Raw genomic sequence first — 16,830 nt, forward strand, 5'->3', positions numbered from 1 at the left:
CTTATTTCGCGCGATCGGCAGCCTGCGCCGCCAGGATCTTCTTCACCTCGGCGACCAGTTCACTTTCCGCCACCGTGACCTGCGCCGGGCGGGCGGCGCGCCATTCGGCGTTGTCGGTAATTTCGGCGGACATGCGCGCGCCTTCGATCAGGTCCTTGATCTGCAGCTCGCCCTTGGCGCGCTCGTCGCCGCCCTGGATGATTGCGACCGGGCAGCCGCGCCTGTCGGCATATTTGAGCTGCGCCTTCATGCCGGCGCCGCCGAGATACATTTCGGAGCGGATGCCGGCGGCGCGCAATTCGCTCACCATCTTCTGGTAGCGGCCGAGGCTCTCGGTATCCTTGTCCATGACCAGCACGACGACCGGTGCGATCACATCGGCGCTGTCGAGCTTGCCGAGGTTCTTCAGCGCCGTCATCAGTCTGGAGACGCCAATGGAGAAGCCCGTCGCCGGCACCGGTTCGCCACGGAAGCGCGAGACGAGACCGTCATAGCGGCCACCACCACCAACCGAGCCGAAGCGCACGATCTGGCCGTCCTCATTGGGGATTTCCGCCAGCAATTCCGCCTCGAAGACAGGGCCCGTGTAATATTCGAGGCCACGCACCACCGAACGATCCATGGCAATGCGATCCTCGGCATATCCCGCGGCCCGGACCAGGGCTTCGATTGTCGAGAGTTCGCCAACGCCTTCCTGGTAGGTCGCGTTTGAACTGACCATTGAGTCCTGGCCGACCTGTGCATTTCTAGCCGTCGCTTGAAGAACCGCGTCGGCTTGCCCATTGTTCAGCCCGGCACCCTTGGCGAAATCGCCCTCGCCTTCCTTGCCGCCATCCCAGCGGCCGGGCCCAAGCAGGAGCTTCACCCCTTCCGGCCCGAGCTTGTCCAGCTTGTCGATTGCGCGCAGCACCGTCAGCCGGCGGCCGGCATTCTCGTCGCCGCCAAGGCCGATCGCCTCCAGCACGCCATCGAGCACCTTGCGGTTGTTGACGCGGATGACATAGTCGCCGCGCTTGATGCCGAGCGCTTCCATCACGTCGGCCATCATCATCGCCATTTCGGCGTCGGCGGCGACGCCCGGCGTGCCGATCGTGTCGGCGTCGAACTGCATGAACTGGCGGAAGCGGCCGGGGCCGGGCTTCTCGTTGCGGAACACCCAGCCGGAGCGGTAGCTGCGATAGGGTTTTGGCAGGCGTTCGTAATTCTCGGCGACGAAACGCGCCGTCGGCGCGGTCAAATCGTAACGCAGCGACAACCACTGGTCGTCATCATCCTGGAAGGAGAACACGCCTTCATTCGGCCGGTCCTGGTCGGGCAGGAATTTTCCAAGCGCATCGGTGTATTCGATCAGCGGCTGGTCGGCGGGCTCGAAACCATAGAGCTCATAGACCGAGCGGATCGTCGCCATCATCTTCTCGACGGCGCGAATGTCCTCGGCGCTGCGGTCGGCAAAACCGCGCGGCAGCCGCGCTTTCGTCTTTTCCGATTTATCGGCCATGAGATGTTTGCCCGGAGTTTCGTGATGCTTGCAGGTCAACAATGTTGCGATCTTCGCAACGCGCGTGTCCTAACCGATGAAGCCCAGAGCGGCAAGGGTCGCCGCCTCGGACCCGCCCGGATCAAGAGAAGACAGAAGCGAACTTGCGTGAAACAAAAACGCACTAAAAATGAAACAATCCCGCCATGAGCGCGGCATCGTACCGACACAATCGGAGCCGATATAGCGCATCGACATGAAGGGGTTCGGGAACATGACCAGCGCAGTGAAATTCCATGCCGATAGCGATGCTGGCGCGTTGCCGGCGCGACTGCGCCCGGCGGGCATCCACGCACCGAAAATGCTTGGCCAGGCGGCCGGCCCGTTCGATGTGCCGGCCGCCACGGACAACGGGACTTCCCTGCGCGACGCGTTGGTGACCGGTCTGCTGGTCATCTATCCGACGGTGGCCACGGTGGTGGCAATCGTTGCCGGACTTTTCCTGGCCAGCGCCAACGGCACCTGAACCTCCCGCTTCGTCGGGAGCGATATCCAAGAATTTTCTCGATCGGGGGATTGAGCATGCGACCGGGCTACGCATACGCGCTTGGCTGCGCACTTCTTATTGGAACGGCAAATCCGGCCAGCGCCGCAAGTTGCAAGCCCGGCGATGCCGGCCTTGCCGGCCACTACTACCTGCGCGGCGTCATGGAGGTTGGCTCCGAATTGCTGCTCAGGAAGGACGGCAGCTTCGAGTTCATGCTCGCCTACGGCGCCAACGACCAGTACGGCAAGGGCTGCTGGGTGAAGAAGGGATCAACCGTCGAGGTGATTCCGGCCGGACGCGGTTCGGCATCGACGCATCACACACCCGACGACAGCGGCTTCAGCGGTCTGGTGCTGACCATTTCCGGCCGCGGCCTGGTGTGGGACATCAATGGCAGCGGACACAAGGGACGGTTTGAGAAGTAGTGGCTCCGCTCTTCCATCTCCCCTTGTGGGAGAAGGTGGATCGGCGCGCAGCGCCGAGACGGTTGAGGGGTGGGTGACGGAGTGCTGTCGGCGCCAAGCTGGAGCACCCCTCATCCGACTTCGCTTCGCGAGGCCACCTTCTCCCACAAGGGGAGAAGGGAAAACTGAGCCCTACTCCGGCCGCTTGAACGCCTTGCGTTCCTTCTCGACCTGCTTGCGGCAGACGCAGCCTTCGAGATGGTCGTTGACCAGGCCCATGGCTTGCATGAAGGCATAGACGGTGGTCGGGCCGACAAAACTCCAGCCGCGCTTCTTCAAGTCCTTCGAAATCCGCACCGACACCGCCGTGGTCGGATTGGCGCGCAAATGGGCGAGATCGACAATTCTGGGCCGCTCCTCCTTGCCGGGTTCGAATTTCCAGAACCAGGCGGCGAGAGAGCCGAACTCGTCCGCCATCTCGCGGGCGCGTTTGGCGTTGTTGATGGTCGAGACGATCTTGCCGCGATGGCGGATGATGCCGGCATTGCCGAGCAGGCGCTCTACATCCTTGTCGGTGAAGGCGGCGACCTTGTCGAAGTCGAAGCCGGCGAAGGCCTCGCGAAAATTCTCGCGCTTGCGCAATATGGTCAGCCACGAGAGGCCCGACTGGAAGCCTTCGAGGCAGATCTTTTCGAACAGCCTGCGGTCATCGGCCACCGGCCGGCCCCATTCATGGTCATGGTAGTGGAGATAGTCGGGCAGGTTGCCGTGCCAGAAGCAGCGCGTGACACCGTCGGGACCGGCGAGCAGGCCGGTGTTTTCATTGCTCATCGCGAAAATCCATCCGTTAACGCGCTTCCGCGCCGCTTTTACCGTGGCTTTACCAGATTCCTGAACCGGGCGGTAACCACACCAAAAGGTTTACTGACAGAACCGCATTTTACGCATTCCGATTCATGTTTCGGTTGCTGCTTGCGCGCCAATGATCGCTGAACCGGGGAGCGTTTCCGCCCGGTTGTATCAGACGATCAAGGTGCGTCCCCGATGAAGAGAGTTTTGTTTTCCGTGCTCGGCGCCGTGGCTGTATTTGCCGGCGTCACCCCCTCGGCCGCTGGCGACCGCTATGCCGACAGGCCACCGGTGATGGTGAGCCCCGATCTTTCCGCCCCCTGGGTGCTGCAGCTTGGCCGCGCGCCCGGCATCGTGCGGCAGAACCGCCAAATCGTGCAGCAGCAGCCGCGCCTGCGCACCGCGCAACCGGCACAGCCCGACCGGGTGCAGACGGCCGCCGTGCAGGCGCCGGCCAAGCGCATGGTGATGCGCCCGCAGATCAACCCGGTCTACCTGCCGCAGGAAGTCGCCTATGACGGCCCGCAGAAGCCGGGCACGATCGTCATCGATACGACGCAGAATTTCCTCTTCCTGGTCGAGAAGAACGGCAAGGCGCGGCGCTATGGCGTCGGCACCGGCAAACCCGGCTTCGAATGGTCGGGCACGCACAAGATCACCAACAAGCGCGAGTGGCCGGACTGGCGTCCGCCGACGGCAATGATCAAGCGCGAGGCCGCCAAGGGCCGTTATCTGCCGACCTACCTGGCCGGCGGCATCGAAAATCCGCTCGGCGCCCGTGCGCTCTATCTCGGCACGACCGAATACCGTATCCACGGCACCAACCAGCCATGGACGATCGGCGGGGCGGTGTCGTCGGGCTGCATCCGCATGCGCAACGAGGACGTCGTCGATCTCTATGAACGGGTCAATGTCGGAACCACGGTTGAGGTGATATAATAGCTCAAGCGAATCACCTGACCCGGAAATACATCGTTTCCGGAAGTTGGAAGGAATAACGGGGGACGGGCCGTATGGGGATGCGGTCGGTCGAGAAGGGCAGTGCGGGAGACCGCGCTGCCCTTTCTTTTTGATCGGCGTCCGGGCCTGCGGCACGGCCCGCGTCGTTGCGTCGCGCAAAGGGCATGGCGGTTCGCTTTCGTGCTGCCATCTTCGATGTTCTTTTGCTATGTCGGCGCCAACGAAAGAAAGAGTTCACCCATGTCCCTGTCCGATGACAGCCGCTACCTCAAGGGCGGCCCGGTTGCCCAGCGCATCATCGCCGCCGTGCGCGAGGATGCGGCAATTGCCAAAGCCGAGGGTTTTCCGCCCAAGCTGGTCTCGATCACCGTCGGCGATACCGACGCGGTTGACGTCTACGTGCGCAACCAGCGCGCCAAGGCTCAGCTCGCCGGCATCGATTTCGAGGAACGGCGTTTTCCCGCCACCATCACGTCAGGTGAGCTGGAGGCGGCAATCCACGGGCTGAACGCGGATCCACGCGTCACCGGCATCATCATCCAACGGCCGGTGCCCGCCCACATCCCGATCAAGACGCTGCAGGCGGCGGTGCATCCGCTGAAGGACGTCGAGGGCATGCATCCGGCCTCGATCGGCAATATCGTCTACAATCAGCTCGATCTGGCGCCCTGCACGGCGGCGGCCTCGGTCGAGCTGCTCAAGGAAACCGGCCTCGACCTCAAGGGGCTGGAAGTCGTCATCGTTGGCCATTCGGAAATCGTCGGCAAGCCGATCGCGTTCCTGCTGATGAGCGAAGGCGCGACGGTGACGGTCTGCCATCACATGACGCGGTCGGTCGCAGCACATGCGCGCCGCGCCGACGCGCTGTTCGTCGCGGTGGGCAAACCCCGGCTGATCAAGGCGGACATGGTGAAGCCGGGGGCGGCCGTTATCGATATCGGCATCAATTCCGAGATCGGACCGGATGGGACGAGCCGCATCGTCGGCGACGTCGACACCGAAAGCGTGCGTGAAGTCGCCTCCTGGATCACGCCGGTGCCCGGCGGCGTCGGTCCGATCACGGTGGCAATCCTGCTGCGTAACACGATGGTGGCGCTCAGCCGCCAGCGCGCGCTCTACGAGGCGACCTACGGCACGGCTGACAGGCTCGCGGCGGAATAAGCGCCGGCCCCTACTCGGCGGCGATCAGGCTCTCGTCCAGAACGCCGTCCGGCTTTGGCCCGCCATAGGCCCAATCGAGCAGTTTTACCGTGTGCACCACCGGCATGCTGGCGGCGGAGGCAATTTGCGTGATGCAGCCGATGTTGCCGGTGGCGACGATGGAAGCTCCCGTCGCCTCGATGTTTTTCACCTTGCGGTCGCGCAGCTTGGCCGAAATCTCGGATTGCAGGATGTTGTAGGTGCCGGCCGAGCCGCAGCACAGATGGCCCTCGCGCGGCTCGCGCACGATGAAGCCGGCCTTGGCCAACAGTTCCTTCGGCTGGCGGATGATCTTCTGGCCGTGCTGCATGGAGCAGGCCGAGTGATAGGCAACGACCGTGCCCGGCTTGCGCACCGGCTCGGGCAGGTCAAGACCGGCCAGATATTCGGTGATGTCCTTGGCCAGCGCCGACACACGCGCGGCCTTGTCGGCATAGGCCGGATCAAGGCGCAGCATGAAGCCGTAATCCTTGATCGTCGTGCCGCAGCCCGAGGCGGTGATGATGATGGCATCGAGCCCACCCTGGCCGATGGCGCGCGTCCAGGCGTCGACATTCCGCCTTGCCGAGGCAAGGGCCGCCTCTTCGCGCCCCATATGGTGGACCAGCGCGCCGCAGCAGCCCTCGCCCGGCGGCACCACCACCTCGACGCCGAGGCGCGTAAGCAGCGAAATCGTCGTATCGTTGATGGCTGGATCGAGCACCGATTGCGCGCAACCGGTGAGGATGGCGACGCGGCCTTTTCTTGCCCCCTGTCCGGCATGGATGCCCGGCTTGGCCGTCGGCGAAGCCGCCGGGATCGATGCCGGCGCGAGTTTGAGCATCGCACCCATTGGCTTCAGCGCCGGGATTGTCTCCAACAGCCCGATGAAAGGCCTTCCCAGTTTCGCCAGTTTGAGCGCGGCGCGAAATCGCTTGGGATAGGGCAGCACAAAGGCCAGCATGGCGCGGGTCAGGCGGTCGGGCAGCGGCCGCTTGTAGGTCTCCTGGATGTGGGCGCGCGCATGGTCGACCAAATGCATGTAGTTGACGCCCGACGGACAGGTGGTCATGCAGGCCAGGCACGACAGGCAGCGGTCGATATGGGTGACGATCTCCTTGTCGGCGGGCCGGCCGTTCTCCAGCATGTCCTTGATCAGGTAAATGCGCCCGCGCGGTGAATCGAGCTCGTTGCCCAGCGTCACATAGGTCGGGCAAGTGGCGGTGCAGAAACCGCAATGCACGCATTTGCGCAGGATCTTTTCCGATTCCGCGACATGCGGATCGGCAAGCTGGGCAAGTGAAAAATTGGTCTGCATTGCTGACGCTCTGTTTTGACGCAATTCCGGACGGAAAACCGTTTCACACTTTTCCTGGAACTGCTCTAGGCCATACGGCCGGGATTGAGGAGGTTCCTCGGGTCGAACTCCTGCTTCAGCCGTTGGCTGAGCGCGGCCAGTGCCGGCGCCTGCGGCTCGAATACCGGCAGGGCGGCGCGATGAGCGGGGGCGGCGCGCACCAGCGTCGCATGGCCGCCGCCATGTTTGCGCAACAGTCCGCGCAGCAGAGCGGCTTCCGGGTCGCCCTCTTCCATGCGCAACCACACCAGTCCGCCCTGCCAGTCGTAGAAGGCGCTGACGGCAGCCTGCATGCGGAGCGTCAGGACCATCAGGTGACCCTGGGAAGGTGTCATCGAGACACGCCAGACCGGTTTCTCGCTGCCGTCGGCGAAGGGCCTGATATCGCGCACATCTTGCCAGATCAGCCGGGAAGCCTCGCCCGAAATCTCCTCCAGCGGCCCGGCCCTGCCGAGCAGCGCCTTGAGCGCGGCGATGCGATAGGCGACGGACGGGCCAAAACCTTCGACCCGAAGCAAGGTGGCGGCTTCACTGCCGAGCGCGCCTCCCGCGACTCGCGAGGCTATCCGCTCGGGCAGATGGGCGGCACTCGACACTTCCGCGCTGGAGCCGAGCGCCAAGGCCATGGCGCTTGACGCGGCATCGTCGAGCAGGCCACGCACGGCGAGCGTCACCTCGGTTTCGGCGGCCGGCAGCACCTTGAAGGTAACGTCCGTGAACACGGCCAACGTGCCCCAGCTGTTGGCCATCAGCTTCGACATGTCATAGCCTGTGACATTCTTGACCACGCGCCCGCCGGACTTGAAGGCCTCGCCCCGGCCGGACACGACATTGATGCCGAGGATATGATCGCGCGCCGCCCCCGCCTTCAGCCGGCGCGGACCGGACAGGTTCGCGGCCAGCACGCCGCCGATCGTGCCTTTGCCCGGCTTGCCGCCGAGCAGCGGGCCGTAGTCCATCGGCTCGAAGGCCAGTTGCTGGCCGTTTTCCGCCAGCAGCTTCTCGATTTGGGCCAGCGGCGTGCCTGCTTTTGCCGACAGCACCAGGTCCGCGGGTTCGTAAAGCGTGACACCGGTGAGTTTCGACAGGTCAAGCGTGTGCTCCGTCTGCAGCGGACGGCCGATGCCGCGCTTGGAGCCGTAACCAAGGATCTCGATCGGCGACTCTTCCACCACCGCTGAGGTAACGGAGGACAGGACTTCGTCTGACGTGGTCGGGGTGAAGGTGGTCATGGCCGTCCCTGGTTCCTCGCCCCTGCTTTGCGGGGCGAGGAACCCCCGTTCTGACAGGCCATCCTCAAAACCTCGGAATATCCGGGAACGCCACCTGTCCCCGGTGCACATGCATGCGCCCCAGTTCCACGCAGCGGCGCAGTTGCGGGAACACTTTTCCCGGATTGAGCAGATGGTTGGGATCGAAGGCGCATTTGACGCGCATCTGCTGGTCGAGATCGGCCTGGTTGAACATTTCCGGCATCAGGTCGCGCTTCTCGACCCCCACCCCATGCTCGCCGGTGAGCACGCCGCCGACCTTGACACAGAGACGCAAGATATCGGCGCCAAAGCTTTCGGCCTTGTCGAGTTCACCGGGCACATTGGCATCGTAGAGGATCAGCGGATGCAGATTGCCGTCGCCGGCATGGAAGACGTTGGCGACGCCAAGCCCGTATTTTTCCGACAGCTCGCGCATGCCGGCCAGCACGCGCGGCAATTCCTTGCGCGGGATGGTGCCGTCCATGCAGTAGTAGTCGGGCGAAATGCGGCCAACGGCGGGGAAGGCCGCCTTGCGTCCGGCCCAGAAAGTCAGCCGCTCCTGCTCGGATTGCGAGATGCGACAGGTGGTCGAACCATTGCGGATGGCGATCGCCTCGACCTCGGTGATGAGATGATCGACCTCGACGCCCGGCCCATCGAGTTCGACGATCAGCAACGCCTCGACATCCAGGGGATAGCCGGCATGGACGAAATCCTCCGCCGCATGGATCGCCGGCCGGTCCATCATTTCCATGCCACCCGGAATGATACCGGCGCCGATGATGTCGGCAACGCACTGGCCGCCCTGCTCGCTGGTCGGGAAACCGATCAACAGCGCGCGCGCCGTCTCCGGCCGCTTGAGGATGCGGACCGTGACCTCGGTGACGACGCCGAGCAGGCCTTCCGAACCCGTCATGACGCCAAGCAGGTCGTAACCTTCGGCGTCGAGATGGCTGCCGCCCAGCCGCACCACCTCGCCATTCATCAGCACCATCTCGATGCCGAGCACATTGTTGGCGGTAAGGCCGTATTTCAGGCAATGCACGCCGCCGGAATTCTCCGCGACGTTACCGCCGATCGAGCAGGCGATCTGGGAGGATGGATCAGGGGCGTAATAGAAGCCCTCCTGCTCGACGGCGATGGTGATGCCGAGATTGGTGACGCCCGGCTGGGCGACGACGGTGCGGTTGGGATAGTCAATCGCAAGGATGCGGTTGAAGCGGCTCATGACCAGCAGGACCGCGTCTTCGAGCGGCAGCGCGCCGCCGGACAGCGAGGTGCCGGAACCGCGCGGCACGACACGGATGTTGCGGTCGTTGCAGTATTTCAGCACGCGCGAGACCTGCGCCACCGTTTCGGGCAGCACGACGACCAGCGGCAATTGCCGATAGGCGGTCAGGCCATCGCTCTCGAAAGCGCGCATTTGATTGGTCGCGTCAACGACGCCCTCACCCGGCACGATGATGCGCATATCCGCGATAATCTCGTCGCGCCGACGCATCGTGGCGTCGTCTGGTTTCGGCATGGCCAAGCCGGACATCAGCAGCCCCCATTCGCTTGACTGGTCAACATCTTTTACCAGTTAAGCGAGCCGGTTGCAAATGCCGCGGTGTGAAGACGCTCGTCCAAGGCCCGGGACGAGCTTCCGTAGCGGCAATCTGCCGCTATTCGCCTGGGTGCTTCGCCGGCTCGGAATGCAGCCGGCGCACGCGGCGCACGCCCCACCAGACCAACAGGATGGCCACCGGCACCGAAGCGGCGGTGACGACCTCCGGCGCGAAGGCGTGGCCGAAGATCGAGGCGCCCTTGGCGACATAGCCGATGAGGCCGACGACATAATAGGAGACGGCGGCGACCGAAAGACCTTCGACGGTCTGCTGCAGGCGCAATTGCAGGCGAGCGCGGTTGTTCATCGAGGCGAGCAGGTCACGGTTCTGTTTCTCGACCTCGACATCGACCCAGGTGCGCAGCAGCGTCGTGGCGCGGGTCAGCTTTCGTGACAGATTGGCCTGGCGCTCCTCGACCGAGCGGCAGGTGCGCATGGCTGGCGCAACGCGGCGCTGCAGGAACCCGCCCCAGGTGTCGTAGCCCGGTACGGCCTCTTCCTCGAGCGCTTCCAGCCGCTCGACGACGATGCCGTCATAGGCGCGGCTGGCGCCGAAACGGTAGAGGCTGGAGGCAGCGTCCGCCTCGAGTTCGGCTGCGAGTTCGGTCAGGTCCGCCAGCAACGTCTGGCTGTCGCGTGTCTCGGCGACCTTCATTTCCAGCGTGGTCTGGGCCAGCCTGTCCTCGATGCGGCGGGCGCGGCCCGACAGGGTCAGGGCCAGCGGCAGGCCGAGCATGGCCAGCGTGCGGTAGGTCTCGATGTCGATCAGCCGCTGCGACAGTGCCCCGGTACGGGCCGGTGTCAGCCCGCGATCAAGCACCAATATACGGGTCATGCCGTCGCCATCCTGGCGAAAATCGGTGACGATCGCCGCGTTGCCGCGCTCGACCAGCGAGTAGCACAGGCTGGTCGGGTCGAAAGCCGCGATCAGCCGCTCGCTGACTTGCGTCCATTTGCGGATTTCGAGCCGGATGCCCGAGATGACGGTTCCCGGCGGCGAAAAGCCGTTGCCGAAGGGCGAATCCTCCTGAGTCCTGCCATTTTCAGAAAGCGGCCCCTCCCACAGATAGGTCGAGAATTCGGTATGCCGCTCCCAACGCAGCGAGCCCTTGCCCCATTTCATCGCATGGTGGCGGGCCTGGCGATCGGGCGCGGCGATGCCAAGGCGCCGCGACAGTTCGGAAAGCACGGCGTGGTCGACGCCGGAGCCGCCCTCCGTCATGAAGGCGAGTTGCACGAGGACGCGCGGCTTTTCAATGAGCGGATGCGGCCGGGCGTGGACCTCGCCGAGTGCGCCGGGCCGGCCCTCATGCGCGGGAAAACCCATGACGCTGCCCTTGGCGCGTGGCTGGAACTCGAGATTGGACGGGTCGTCTGACACGGCTTGTCCCCCGGGTTTCTCTGAACCCTCTTTCTTTGACCCTTTTTGGCGTTCGCGTCCCTCTAGGGCCAATCGCCGGACGACGCAAACAGCAAAGTTTAGCCGAAGATCATAGAGCGGCGGGCGGCGAAACCGACGCCCTTCGACCAATTGGATAAATAATTTGACCAGTTGGCGACGCAGGCTTTATCCTGTGCGACACCGGTTCACCTTCCAGGCATTCTGTTGAGCGACATTTTTTCCAGGATCGAGCATTCGCGCACCGCCGACGAGGTGGTGCAACAGATCGAGAGCCTCATCCTCGAAGGCGTACTGCGCACGGGCGATCGCTTGCCCGGCGAGCGCGAGCTGGCACGCCAGTTCGACGTGTCGCGGCCGATCCTGCGCGATGCCCTGAAGGCCCTCGAAGGGCGCGGGCTGCTGACGACCAAGGCCGGCGGGGGCACGCATGTCGCCGACATTATCGGCCAGCTGTTCACCAAGCCGGTGGCCGACCTGATCTCGATGCATCGCAAGGCGGTGACCGATTATCTGGAATACCGCCGCGAGATCGAAGGCATCGCCGCCGAATATGCGGCGCGGCGCGCCACCCCGGAGGACCTTGCGCTGCTCGACCGCATCATGGCGCGCATGGACGAGGCGCACCGCACCGGCGATTTCGACGACGAGGCTGAAATCGACGTCGAGTTTCATCACGCGATCTGCGAATGCGCGCACAACATCCTGCTCCTGCACACGCTGCGCTCCTGCTATCGGCTGCTGTCGGAAGGCGTGTTCCAGAACCGGCTGCTGGTGTTCACCGTGCCCGGCGCGCGCGAGGCGCTGCTTGCGCAGCACAAGGCAATCCACGGCGCGGTGAAGGCCGGCGATCCCACAGCTGCCCGCCAGGCGGCGATGGACCACATGATTTATGTTGAGCGATCCATGGCCGAAGCCGAGCGCAGCGGCGACTGGCAACGGGTGTCGCGGCTGAGGCTGCGGCAGCGTTCGGAAGCCGGCGATAGCGAACCAGCACGCAGACGCTCCTAGTCATTTCGATTAAGCGGGGACCATCATGAGCGACATTCTCACCATCGCAGACCTCAAGGATCTCGCCCGCCGGCGCGTGCCCAAGATGTTCTTCGACTATGCCGATTCCGGCGCCTGGACCGAGAGCACCTATCGAGCCAACGAAGAAGACTTCCAGAAGATCAAGTTCCGCCAACGCGTTCTGGTCGACATGAGCAACCGCTCACTGGAATCGACCATGATCGGCGAGAAAGTGTCGATGCCCGTGGCGCTGGCGCCGACCGGCATGACCGGCATGCAGCACGCCGACGGCGAGATGCTGGCCGCGCGGGCGGCCGAGGAATTCGGCGTGCCCTTCACCCTGTCGACGATGAGCATCTGCTCGATCGAGGATGTCGCCTCGGTGACGAAGAAACCGTTCTGGTTCCAGCTCTATGTGCTGCGCGACAAGGATTTCGTGCTCGACCTGATCGACCGGGCGAAGGCGGCAAAGTGCTCGGCCCTGGTGCTGACGCTCGACCTGCAGATCCTCGGCCAGCGCCACAAGGATGTCCGCAACGGGCTTTCGGCGCCGCCCAAGATGACGCTGGCCAACATCATCGACCTGGCCAGCAAGCCGCGCTGGTGCCTGGGCATAGCCGGCACCAAGCGCCGCACCTTCCGCAACATCGTCGGCCACGCCAAAGGTGTCGGTGACGTCTCTTCGCTATCGTCCTGGACGACGGAGCAGTTCGATCCGCAACTGTCATGGAAGGATGTCGCCTGGATCAAGGAACGCTGGGGTGGCAAGCTGATCCTGAAGGGCATCCTCGACAAGGAAGATGCACTGATGGCGGCCAAGACCGGCGCCGACGCGATCGTGGTTTCCAACCATGGCGGGCGCCAGCTCGACGGCGCGTCGTCGTCGATCATGGCGCTGGAAGAGATCGCGGACGCGGTTGGCGACAAAATAGAAGTGCACATGGACGGCGGCATCCGCTCCGGCCAGGACGTGTTGAAGGCGCTCTGCCTCGGCGCCAAGGGCACCTATATCGGCCGGCCATTCCTCTACGGCCTGGGCGCGCTCGGCAAGGAAGGGGTTACCAAAGCGTTGGAAATCATCCGCAAGGAGATGGACATCACGCTGGCGCTGTGCGGAAAGCGTCTGGTCACGGACATGGGCAAGGACCAGCTCCGGCGCTAGGGTCCGATGACAGCCTGACCACGGAGACCACGAGGCCTTGGCGGAACCCGGCATCCATTTTCTCGACGCGCATGGGCCGAACGATGTGCGCCTTTACGCAATCGGCGACGTGCATGGCAGGCTTGACCTGCTGGCCGCCATGCACCGGCGGATCGAGAGCGAGCTGGAGTGGAAACCGGTTCGCGACTGGCGGGTGATCCATCTCGGCGACTATGTCGACCGCGGGCCGGAGTCCAAGGGCGTCATCGATTTTCTGATCGAAGCCCGAAAACGCGACCCGCGCAACCTGATTCTGGCCGGCAACCACGACATCGGCTTTCTCGATTTTCTGGGAAACCCTGAACCGGAAGGGCTCTTCATGCGCTATGGCGGCGTCCAGACGGCGCTGTCCTACGGGGTCTCCCTCACCGCGGACGCCAGTTGGTTCGGCAAGACGGAGACGATGAGACGCGGACATCAGGCATTGCTCGAAGCCGTGCCGCAAAGCCATGTCGATTTCCTGCGGTCGCTGCCGTTCTCGGTGACATCAGGCGACTTCTTCTTCTGCCACGCCGGCATCAGGCCGGGCATTGCGCTGGACAAGCAGAGCCCGCAGGACCTGATCTGGATCCGCGACATTTTCCACGATTACACCGGCCTTTTCCCGAAGATCGTGGTGCATGGCCACACACCCGTCCCCGAGGCCGAAGTGATGGCCAACCGCGTCAACGTCGACACGCTTGCCTGGCAATCAGGCATGCTTACCGCGCTCGTCGTGGACGGAGCGGACAAACGCATCCTGGAAATGACAATAAAAGAAGCTTGAGCCGCGCCGCAGGAAGCGTCGCCAGCGAGCCGGCTTTAGCGAAGCGAGGCGGTAACGCCGTAGCCGTCGACGGCGTTGTGGTTGTTGGCGGCATCGGCGGCATAGATGCCGAGACCGCAAAGCACGATGGCGGACAACATGGCAAAGGACAGAAGCGCTGCTTTCACGGAGGTCATCTCTTGTTGAGCTTTCTGCATCTGTGCACCAGGCGGTTACCAATGCGTTGAAACGGAGAATTCGCTTCAAAGTTTCGACGATTTCGCGCTTCTAGGCGCGTTCTGTATCGACGGTGTGTCGCACGGGTCACACAAAAGGTTCATCGCGGTTGCACTTCAGATGCAGAGCGCGCGCCTTCTAGAATGGCGGGCGGACACAAGCCAAGAATGAAAGAGGTTTTCCCCAGCCGGTTTCACGGCCGCGTGCCAATTATGTCACGCGCAGGAATGGACGCTCAGAGACTGTTTCGAAATTCGCCCTGGCGAGCGGGTGTCTCAGATGGTCGCCACCCAGGCGCGGGCGATGGCCAGCCCGGCGGCATCGGCGTCGGGTCCGTTGCGGGCCATTTCGCCATCGAGCTTGCCGGCCCAGTCGGGATGCCGCGCGGCAATGGTGGGGGCGAAGGAGGTGCACCAGTCCTTCACCATCGGCCGATCGGCCTCGAAATGGAACTGGAAGCCATAGACGGCGCGGCCGACACGGAACGCCTGGTTTTCGGCGACATCATTGCCGGCGAGCCGCACAGCGTTTTGCGGCAGTTCGAATGTGTCGTCGTGCCACTGGAAGATCGGGAATTTTTCCGGCAGTTCAGCCAGCACCGGATCGGCCTTGGCATCCCGCGTCAGCGAGACGCCGCGCCAGCCGAATTCGTTGGCGGCGCCGATGCGGTTCTCGCCCCCGAAGGCGCGGGCGACGAGTTGGCTGCCAAGGCAGATGCCGAGCACGGCGCGGTCCTTGCCGGCAAAATCGCGGGTCAGTTCAAGCAACGCCGGGAAATAGGGATATTCATCGTCGGCCAGCGCATTCTGGCCGCCGCCGAGCACCACCATGGCATCGTGCCCGGCCGCATCCTGCGGCAGCGGGTCGCCCTTGTAGGGGAGCCGCACATCGAGATCGGCACCCGCTTCCGCGAGTGCGGCACCAACCTGGCCGAGGCCGGTATTGTCGTAGTTCTGGACCACCAGCACCCGCATCGCAAAATCCTGCTGACATGAAAATGGTGCGACGAGCGATATCATGCCGCCCGCACAGCAGCCAAGATGCGTATCCCAGGAGAGAACTATGCCACTGCAGAACCGGGTCGATCCGTTCGGCGCCATCCACGCCGTGCCCGAGCGCGGCCTGTTCACCGGCAATCGCGGCATCATCCATGATCCCGAAACCAAGACTCTGTTGAAGAAACGCTGGGCGCTTCAGGCCTGGATCATCTGCGTGTGCCAGTTCCGCAATGTGCGACGCGAGCCGATGGGCCGCAACAGGCCCGGCGGCAAGGCCGGCTGGACCGAGCTTTTCTTCCTCGACGAGGTTACGGCCCTGGCGGCGGGACACCGCCCCTGCTTCTTCTGCCAGCGCGAACGGGCCAAGGAGTTCGTCCAGCGCTTCGGTGAAGCCTTCGGCATTGCCGAGCCGCGCGCCCCGCAGGTCGACAAACGTCTGCACAAGGAGCGGCTGGCTTCGGGGGGCAAGCCGCCTGTGGCTGTCGTTGAAGACCTTGGCGGCCTGCCGGACGGCGCCATGGTTGCGGACGGCGGTTCAGCCTATGCCCTGCGCGGCGGCCAGGCACTGCGCTGGTCGTTCGCCGGTTATGGCCCACCCGCCGATTTCGGCTCACTCGGCGAAAAGATGCTTTTGCTGCTCACGCCAGCGACAACGCTCAATGTTCTGCGACATGGCTTTCAACCTGTTTGGCATGCATCGGCCGAGACTTGACGCAGGCGACCGGCTCGCTCATTCCTCGGCGATGCGCGCCAATTACAAGATGCAACGCCTGTTCGTGCCCGACGACCTCGGGGCGGATGCCGAATTCGACGCCGGTCAGCAGCAAAGCCATTATCTGATGCATGTGCTCCGGCTTGGCGAAGGCGCCGAGATCCTGGTCTTCAATGGCCGCGATGGCGAGTGGTCGGCGGCCATCGCGGCGAAGTCGAAGAAAGCGGTCAAGCTCAGGGTGCTGGCATTGCAGCGGCCGCAGCCGCCACTGCCCGACCTCATCTACTGTTTCGCACCGCTGAAGCAGGGGCGGCTCGACTATCTCGTGCAGAAGGCGGTCGAGATGGGCGCGGGCATCCTGCAGCCGGTCATCACCCAGCATACGCAAGTCGCCAAGCCGTCCATCGACCGGCTGCGCGCCAATGTCGTCGAGGCCGCCGAACAATGCGGCATCCTGGCGGTGCCGGAGGTTCGCGAGGCGGAAAAGTTCGAACGCGTGCTGACCGGCTGGGACAAGGAGAGGCGGCTGGTTTTCTGCGACGAGGACGCCTCGACCAACAATCCGCTGCCTGCCCTGCGGCAGGTGAAGGAGAAGAAGCTTGCGCTGCTGGTCGGGCCCGAGGGCGGCTTTTCCGATGACGAGCGCAAGATGCTGCGCGCCCTGCCCTTCGTGACCGCCATTCCGCTTGGACCGCGCATCCTGCGCGCCGACACGGCGGCCGTGGCGGCACTTGCGGTGATGCAGGCAACTGTCGGAGACTGGTAGGACGTCACTTCCTGCAAGGGGATGGCCCGGATCGTGGCCTTCAATTCCTCTTGACCTGTGGCTCAGGATTTTTCGCTTGATCGGCTACTGACATTTCGTCCATTTACCGCCGGCGGTCGCTCGACCGCC

The 16,830-nt window shown here is 64.0% G+C and carries 17 protein-coding genes; 9 read left to right on the forward strand and 8 right to left on the reverse strand.

All coding sequences use genetic code 11. From position 1 onward, the window contains the following. Position 1: 1 nt before the first annotated feature. Positions 2 to 1,498 carry a histidine--tRNA ligase gene (gene hisS / locus AC07UC_RS30750; protein ID WP_494908476.1) on the reverse strand — a complete coding sequence of 499 codons (1,497 nt, stop codon included), beginning with the start codon at positions 1,496 to 1,498 and terminating at the stop codon, positions 2 to 4. A gap of 253 nt (positions 1,499 to 1,751) precedes the next feature. On the opposite strand from hisS, the gene AC07UC_RS30755 reads away from it, so the two are divergent. Further along, entirely contained in the window at positions 1,752 to 2,003 is a 252-nt protein-coding gene (locus AC07UC_RS30755; RefSeq protein ID WP_140774934.1) for a hypothetical protein, read from the forward strand. Positions 2,004 to 2,059: 56 nt separating this feature from the next. Further along, on the forward strand, positions 2,060 to 2,449 hold the full coding sequence (locus tag AC07UC_RS30760) for a hypothetical protein (protein WP_494908477.1): 390 nt from the start codon (positions 2,060 to 2,062) through the stop codon (positions 2,447 to 2,449). Between the two features lie 171 nt (positions 2,450 to 2,620). On the opposite strand, the gene AC07UC_RS30765 is transcribed toward AC07UC_RS30760, so the two are convergent. Next, entirely contained in the window at positions 2,621 to 3,259 is a 639-nt protein-coding gene (locus AC07UC_RS30765) for a DNA-3-methyladenine glycosylase I (RefSeq protein ID WP_494908478.1), read from the reverse strand. 213 nt (positions 3,260 to 3,472) lie between these two features. On the opposite strand from AC07UC_RS30765, the gene AC07UC_RS30770 reads away from it, so the two are divergent. After that, positions 3,473 to 4,216 (forward strand): L,D-transpeptidase, encoded by a 744-nt coding sequence (locus AC07UC_RS30770; RefSeq protein ID WP_494908479.1) that lies wholly within the window; start codon positions 3,473 to 3,475, stop codon positions 4,214 to 4,216. Between the two features lie 261 nt (positions 4,217 to 4,477). Continuing rightward, positions 4,478 to 5,398 (forward strand): bifunctional 5,10-methylenetetrahydrofolate dehydrogenase/5,10-methenyltetrahydrofolate cyclohydrolase, encoded by a 921-nt coding sequence (locus tag AC07UC_RS30775; protein ID WP_494908480.1) that lies wholly within the window; start codon positions 4,478 to 4,480, stop codon positions 5,396 to 5,398. 10 nt (positions 5,399 to 5,408) lie between these two features. Here the strand turns inward: AC07UC_RS30775 and glcF are convergent, their stop codons facing one another. From glcF to AC07UC_RS30795, 4 genes are all read right to left on the reverse strand, one after another. Beyond that, a complete protein-coding gene (glcF, locus tag AC07UC_RS30780; protein ID WP_494908481.1) occupies positions 5,409 to 6,734 on the reverse strand; it encodes a glycolate oxidase subunit GlcF in 1,326 nt (441 codons plus the stop codon). Positions 6,735 to 6,799: 65 nt separating this feature from the next. Further along, positions 6,800 to 8,005 (reverse strand): FAD-binding protein, encoded by a 1,206-nt coding sequence (locus tag AC07UC_RS30785; RefSeq protein ID WP_494908482.1) that lies wholly within the window; start codon positions 8,003 to 8,005, stop codon positions 6,800 to 6,802. Between the two features lie 64 nt (positions 8,006 to 8,069). Beyond that, positions 8,070 to 9,566, reverse strand: coding sequence for an FAD-linked oxidase C-terminal domain-containing protein (locus tag AC07UC_RS30790; RefSeq protein ID WP_202323842.1), 1,497 nt, complete (start codon positions 9,564 to 9,566; stop codon positions 8,070 to 8,072). A 124-nt stretch (positions 9,567 to 9,690) separates the two neighbouring features. Further along, entirely contained in the window at positions 9,691 to 11,013 is a 1,323-nt protein-coding gene (locus AC07UC_RS30795; RefSeq protein WP_140774926.1) for a DUF3422 family protein, read from the reverse strand. 225 nt (positions 11,014 to 11,238) lie between these two features. On the opposite strand from AC07UC_RS30795, the gene AC07UC_RS30800 reads away from it, so the two are divergent. Genes AC07UC_RS30800 through AC07UC_RS30810 form a run of 3 tightly spaced genes read left to right on the forward strand, consistent with a single transcriptional unit; the run spans position 11,239 to position 14,009 of the window. Next, the gene (locus tag AC07UC_RS30800) at positions 11,239 to 12,042 is read left to right on the forward strand and encodes an FCD domain-containing protein (RefSeq protein WP_140774925.1); all 804 of its coding nucleotides are present in this window, start codon (positions 11,239 to 11,241) and stop codon (positions 12,040 to 12,042) included. A 25-nt stretch (positions 12,043 to 12,067) separates the two neighbouring features. Continuing rightward, entirely contained in the window at positions 12,068 to 13,204 is a 1,137-nt protein-coding gene (locus tag AC07UC_RS30805; protein WP_140774924.1) for an alpha-hydroxy acid oxidase, read from the forward strand. 37 nt (positions 13,205 to 13,241) lie between these two features. Further along, a complete protein-coding gene (locus AC07UC_RS30810) occupies positions 13,242 to 14,009 on the forward strand; it encodes a metallophosphoesterase family protein (RefSeq protein WP_494908484.1) in 768 nt (255 codons plus the stop codon). Positions 14,010 to 14,044: 35 nt separating this feature from the next. Here AC07UC_RS30810 and AC07UC_RS30815 read toward each other — a convergent pair whose 3' ends face one another. After that, entirely contained in the window at positions 14,045 to 14,176 is a 132-nt protein-coding gene (locus tag AC07UC_RS30815) for a hypothetical protein (protein WP_013893872.1), read from the reverse strand. Positions 14,177 to 14,500: 324 nt separating this feature from the next. After that, complete coding sequence (locus AC07UC_RS30820; protein ID WP_202323846.1) at positions 14,501 to 15,199, reverse strand: type 1 glutamine amidotransferase; 699 nt, start codon at positions 15,197 to 15,199, stop codon at positions 14,501 to 14,503. Between the two features lie 88 nt (positions 15,200 to 15,287). Here AC07UC_RS30820 and AC07UC_RS30825 point away from each other — a divergent pair, with 88 nt between their 5' ends. After that, positions 15,288 to 15,935 carry a hypothetical protein gene (locus tag AC07UC_RS30825; protein WP_494908485.1) on the forward strand — a complete coding sequence of 216 codons (648 nt, stop codon included), beginning with the start codon at positions 15,288 to 15,290 and terminating at the stop codon, positions 15,933 to 15,935. Positions 15,936 to 15,966: 31 nt separating this feature from the next. Further along, a complete protein-coding gene (locus AC07UC_RS30830) occupies positions 15,967 to 16,701 on the forward strand; it encodes a 16S rRNA (uracil(1498)-N(3))-methyltransferase (RefSeq protein ID WP_494909011.1) in 735 nt (244 codons plus the stop codon). Positions 16,702 to 16,830 lie beyond the last annotated feature (129 nt).

It is taken from the genome of Mesorhizobium sp. GW821-FHT04C10 (assembly GCF_059420305.1).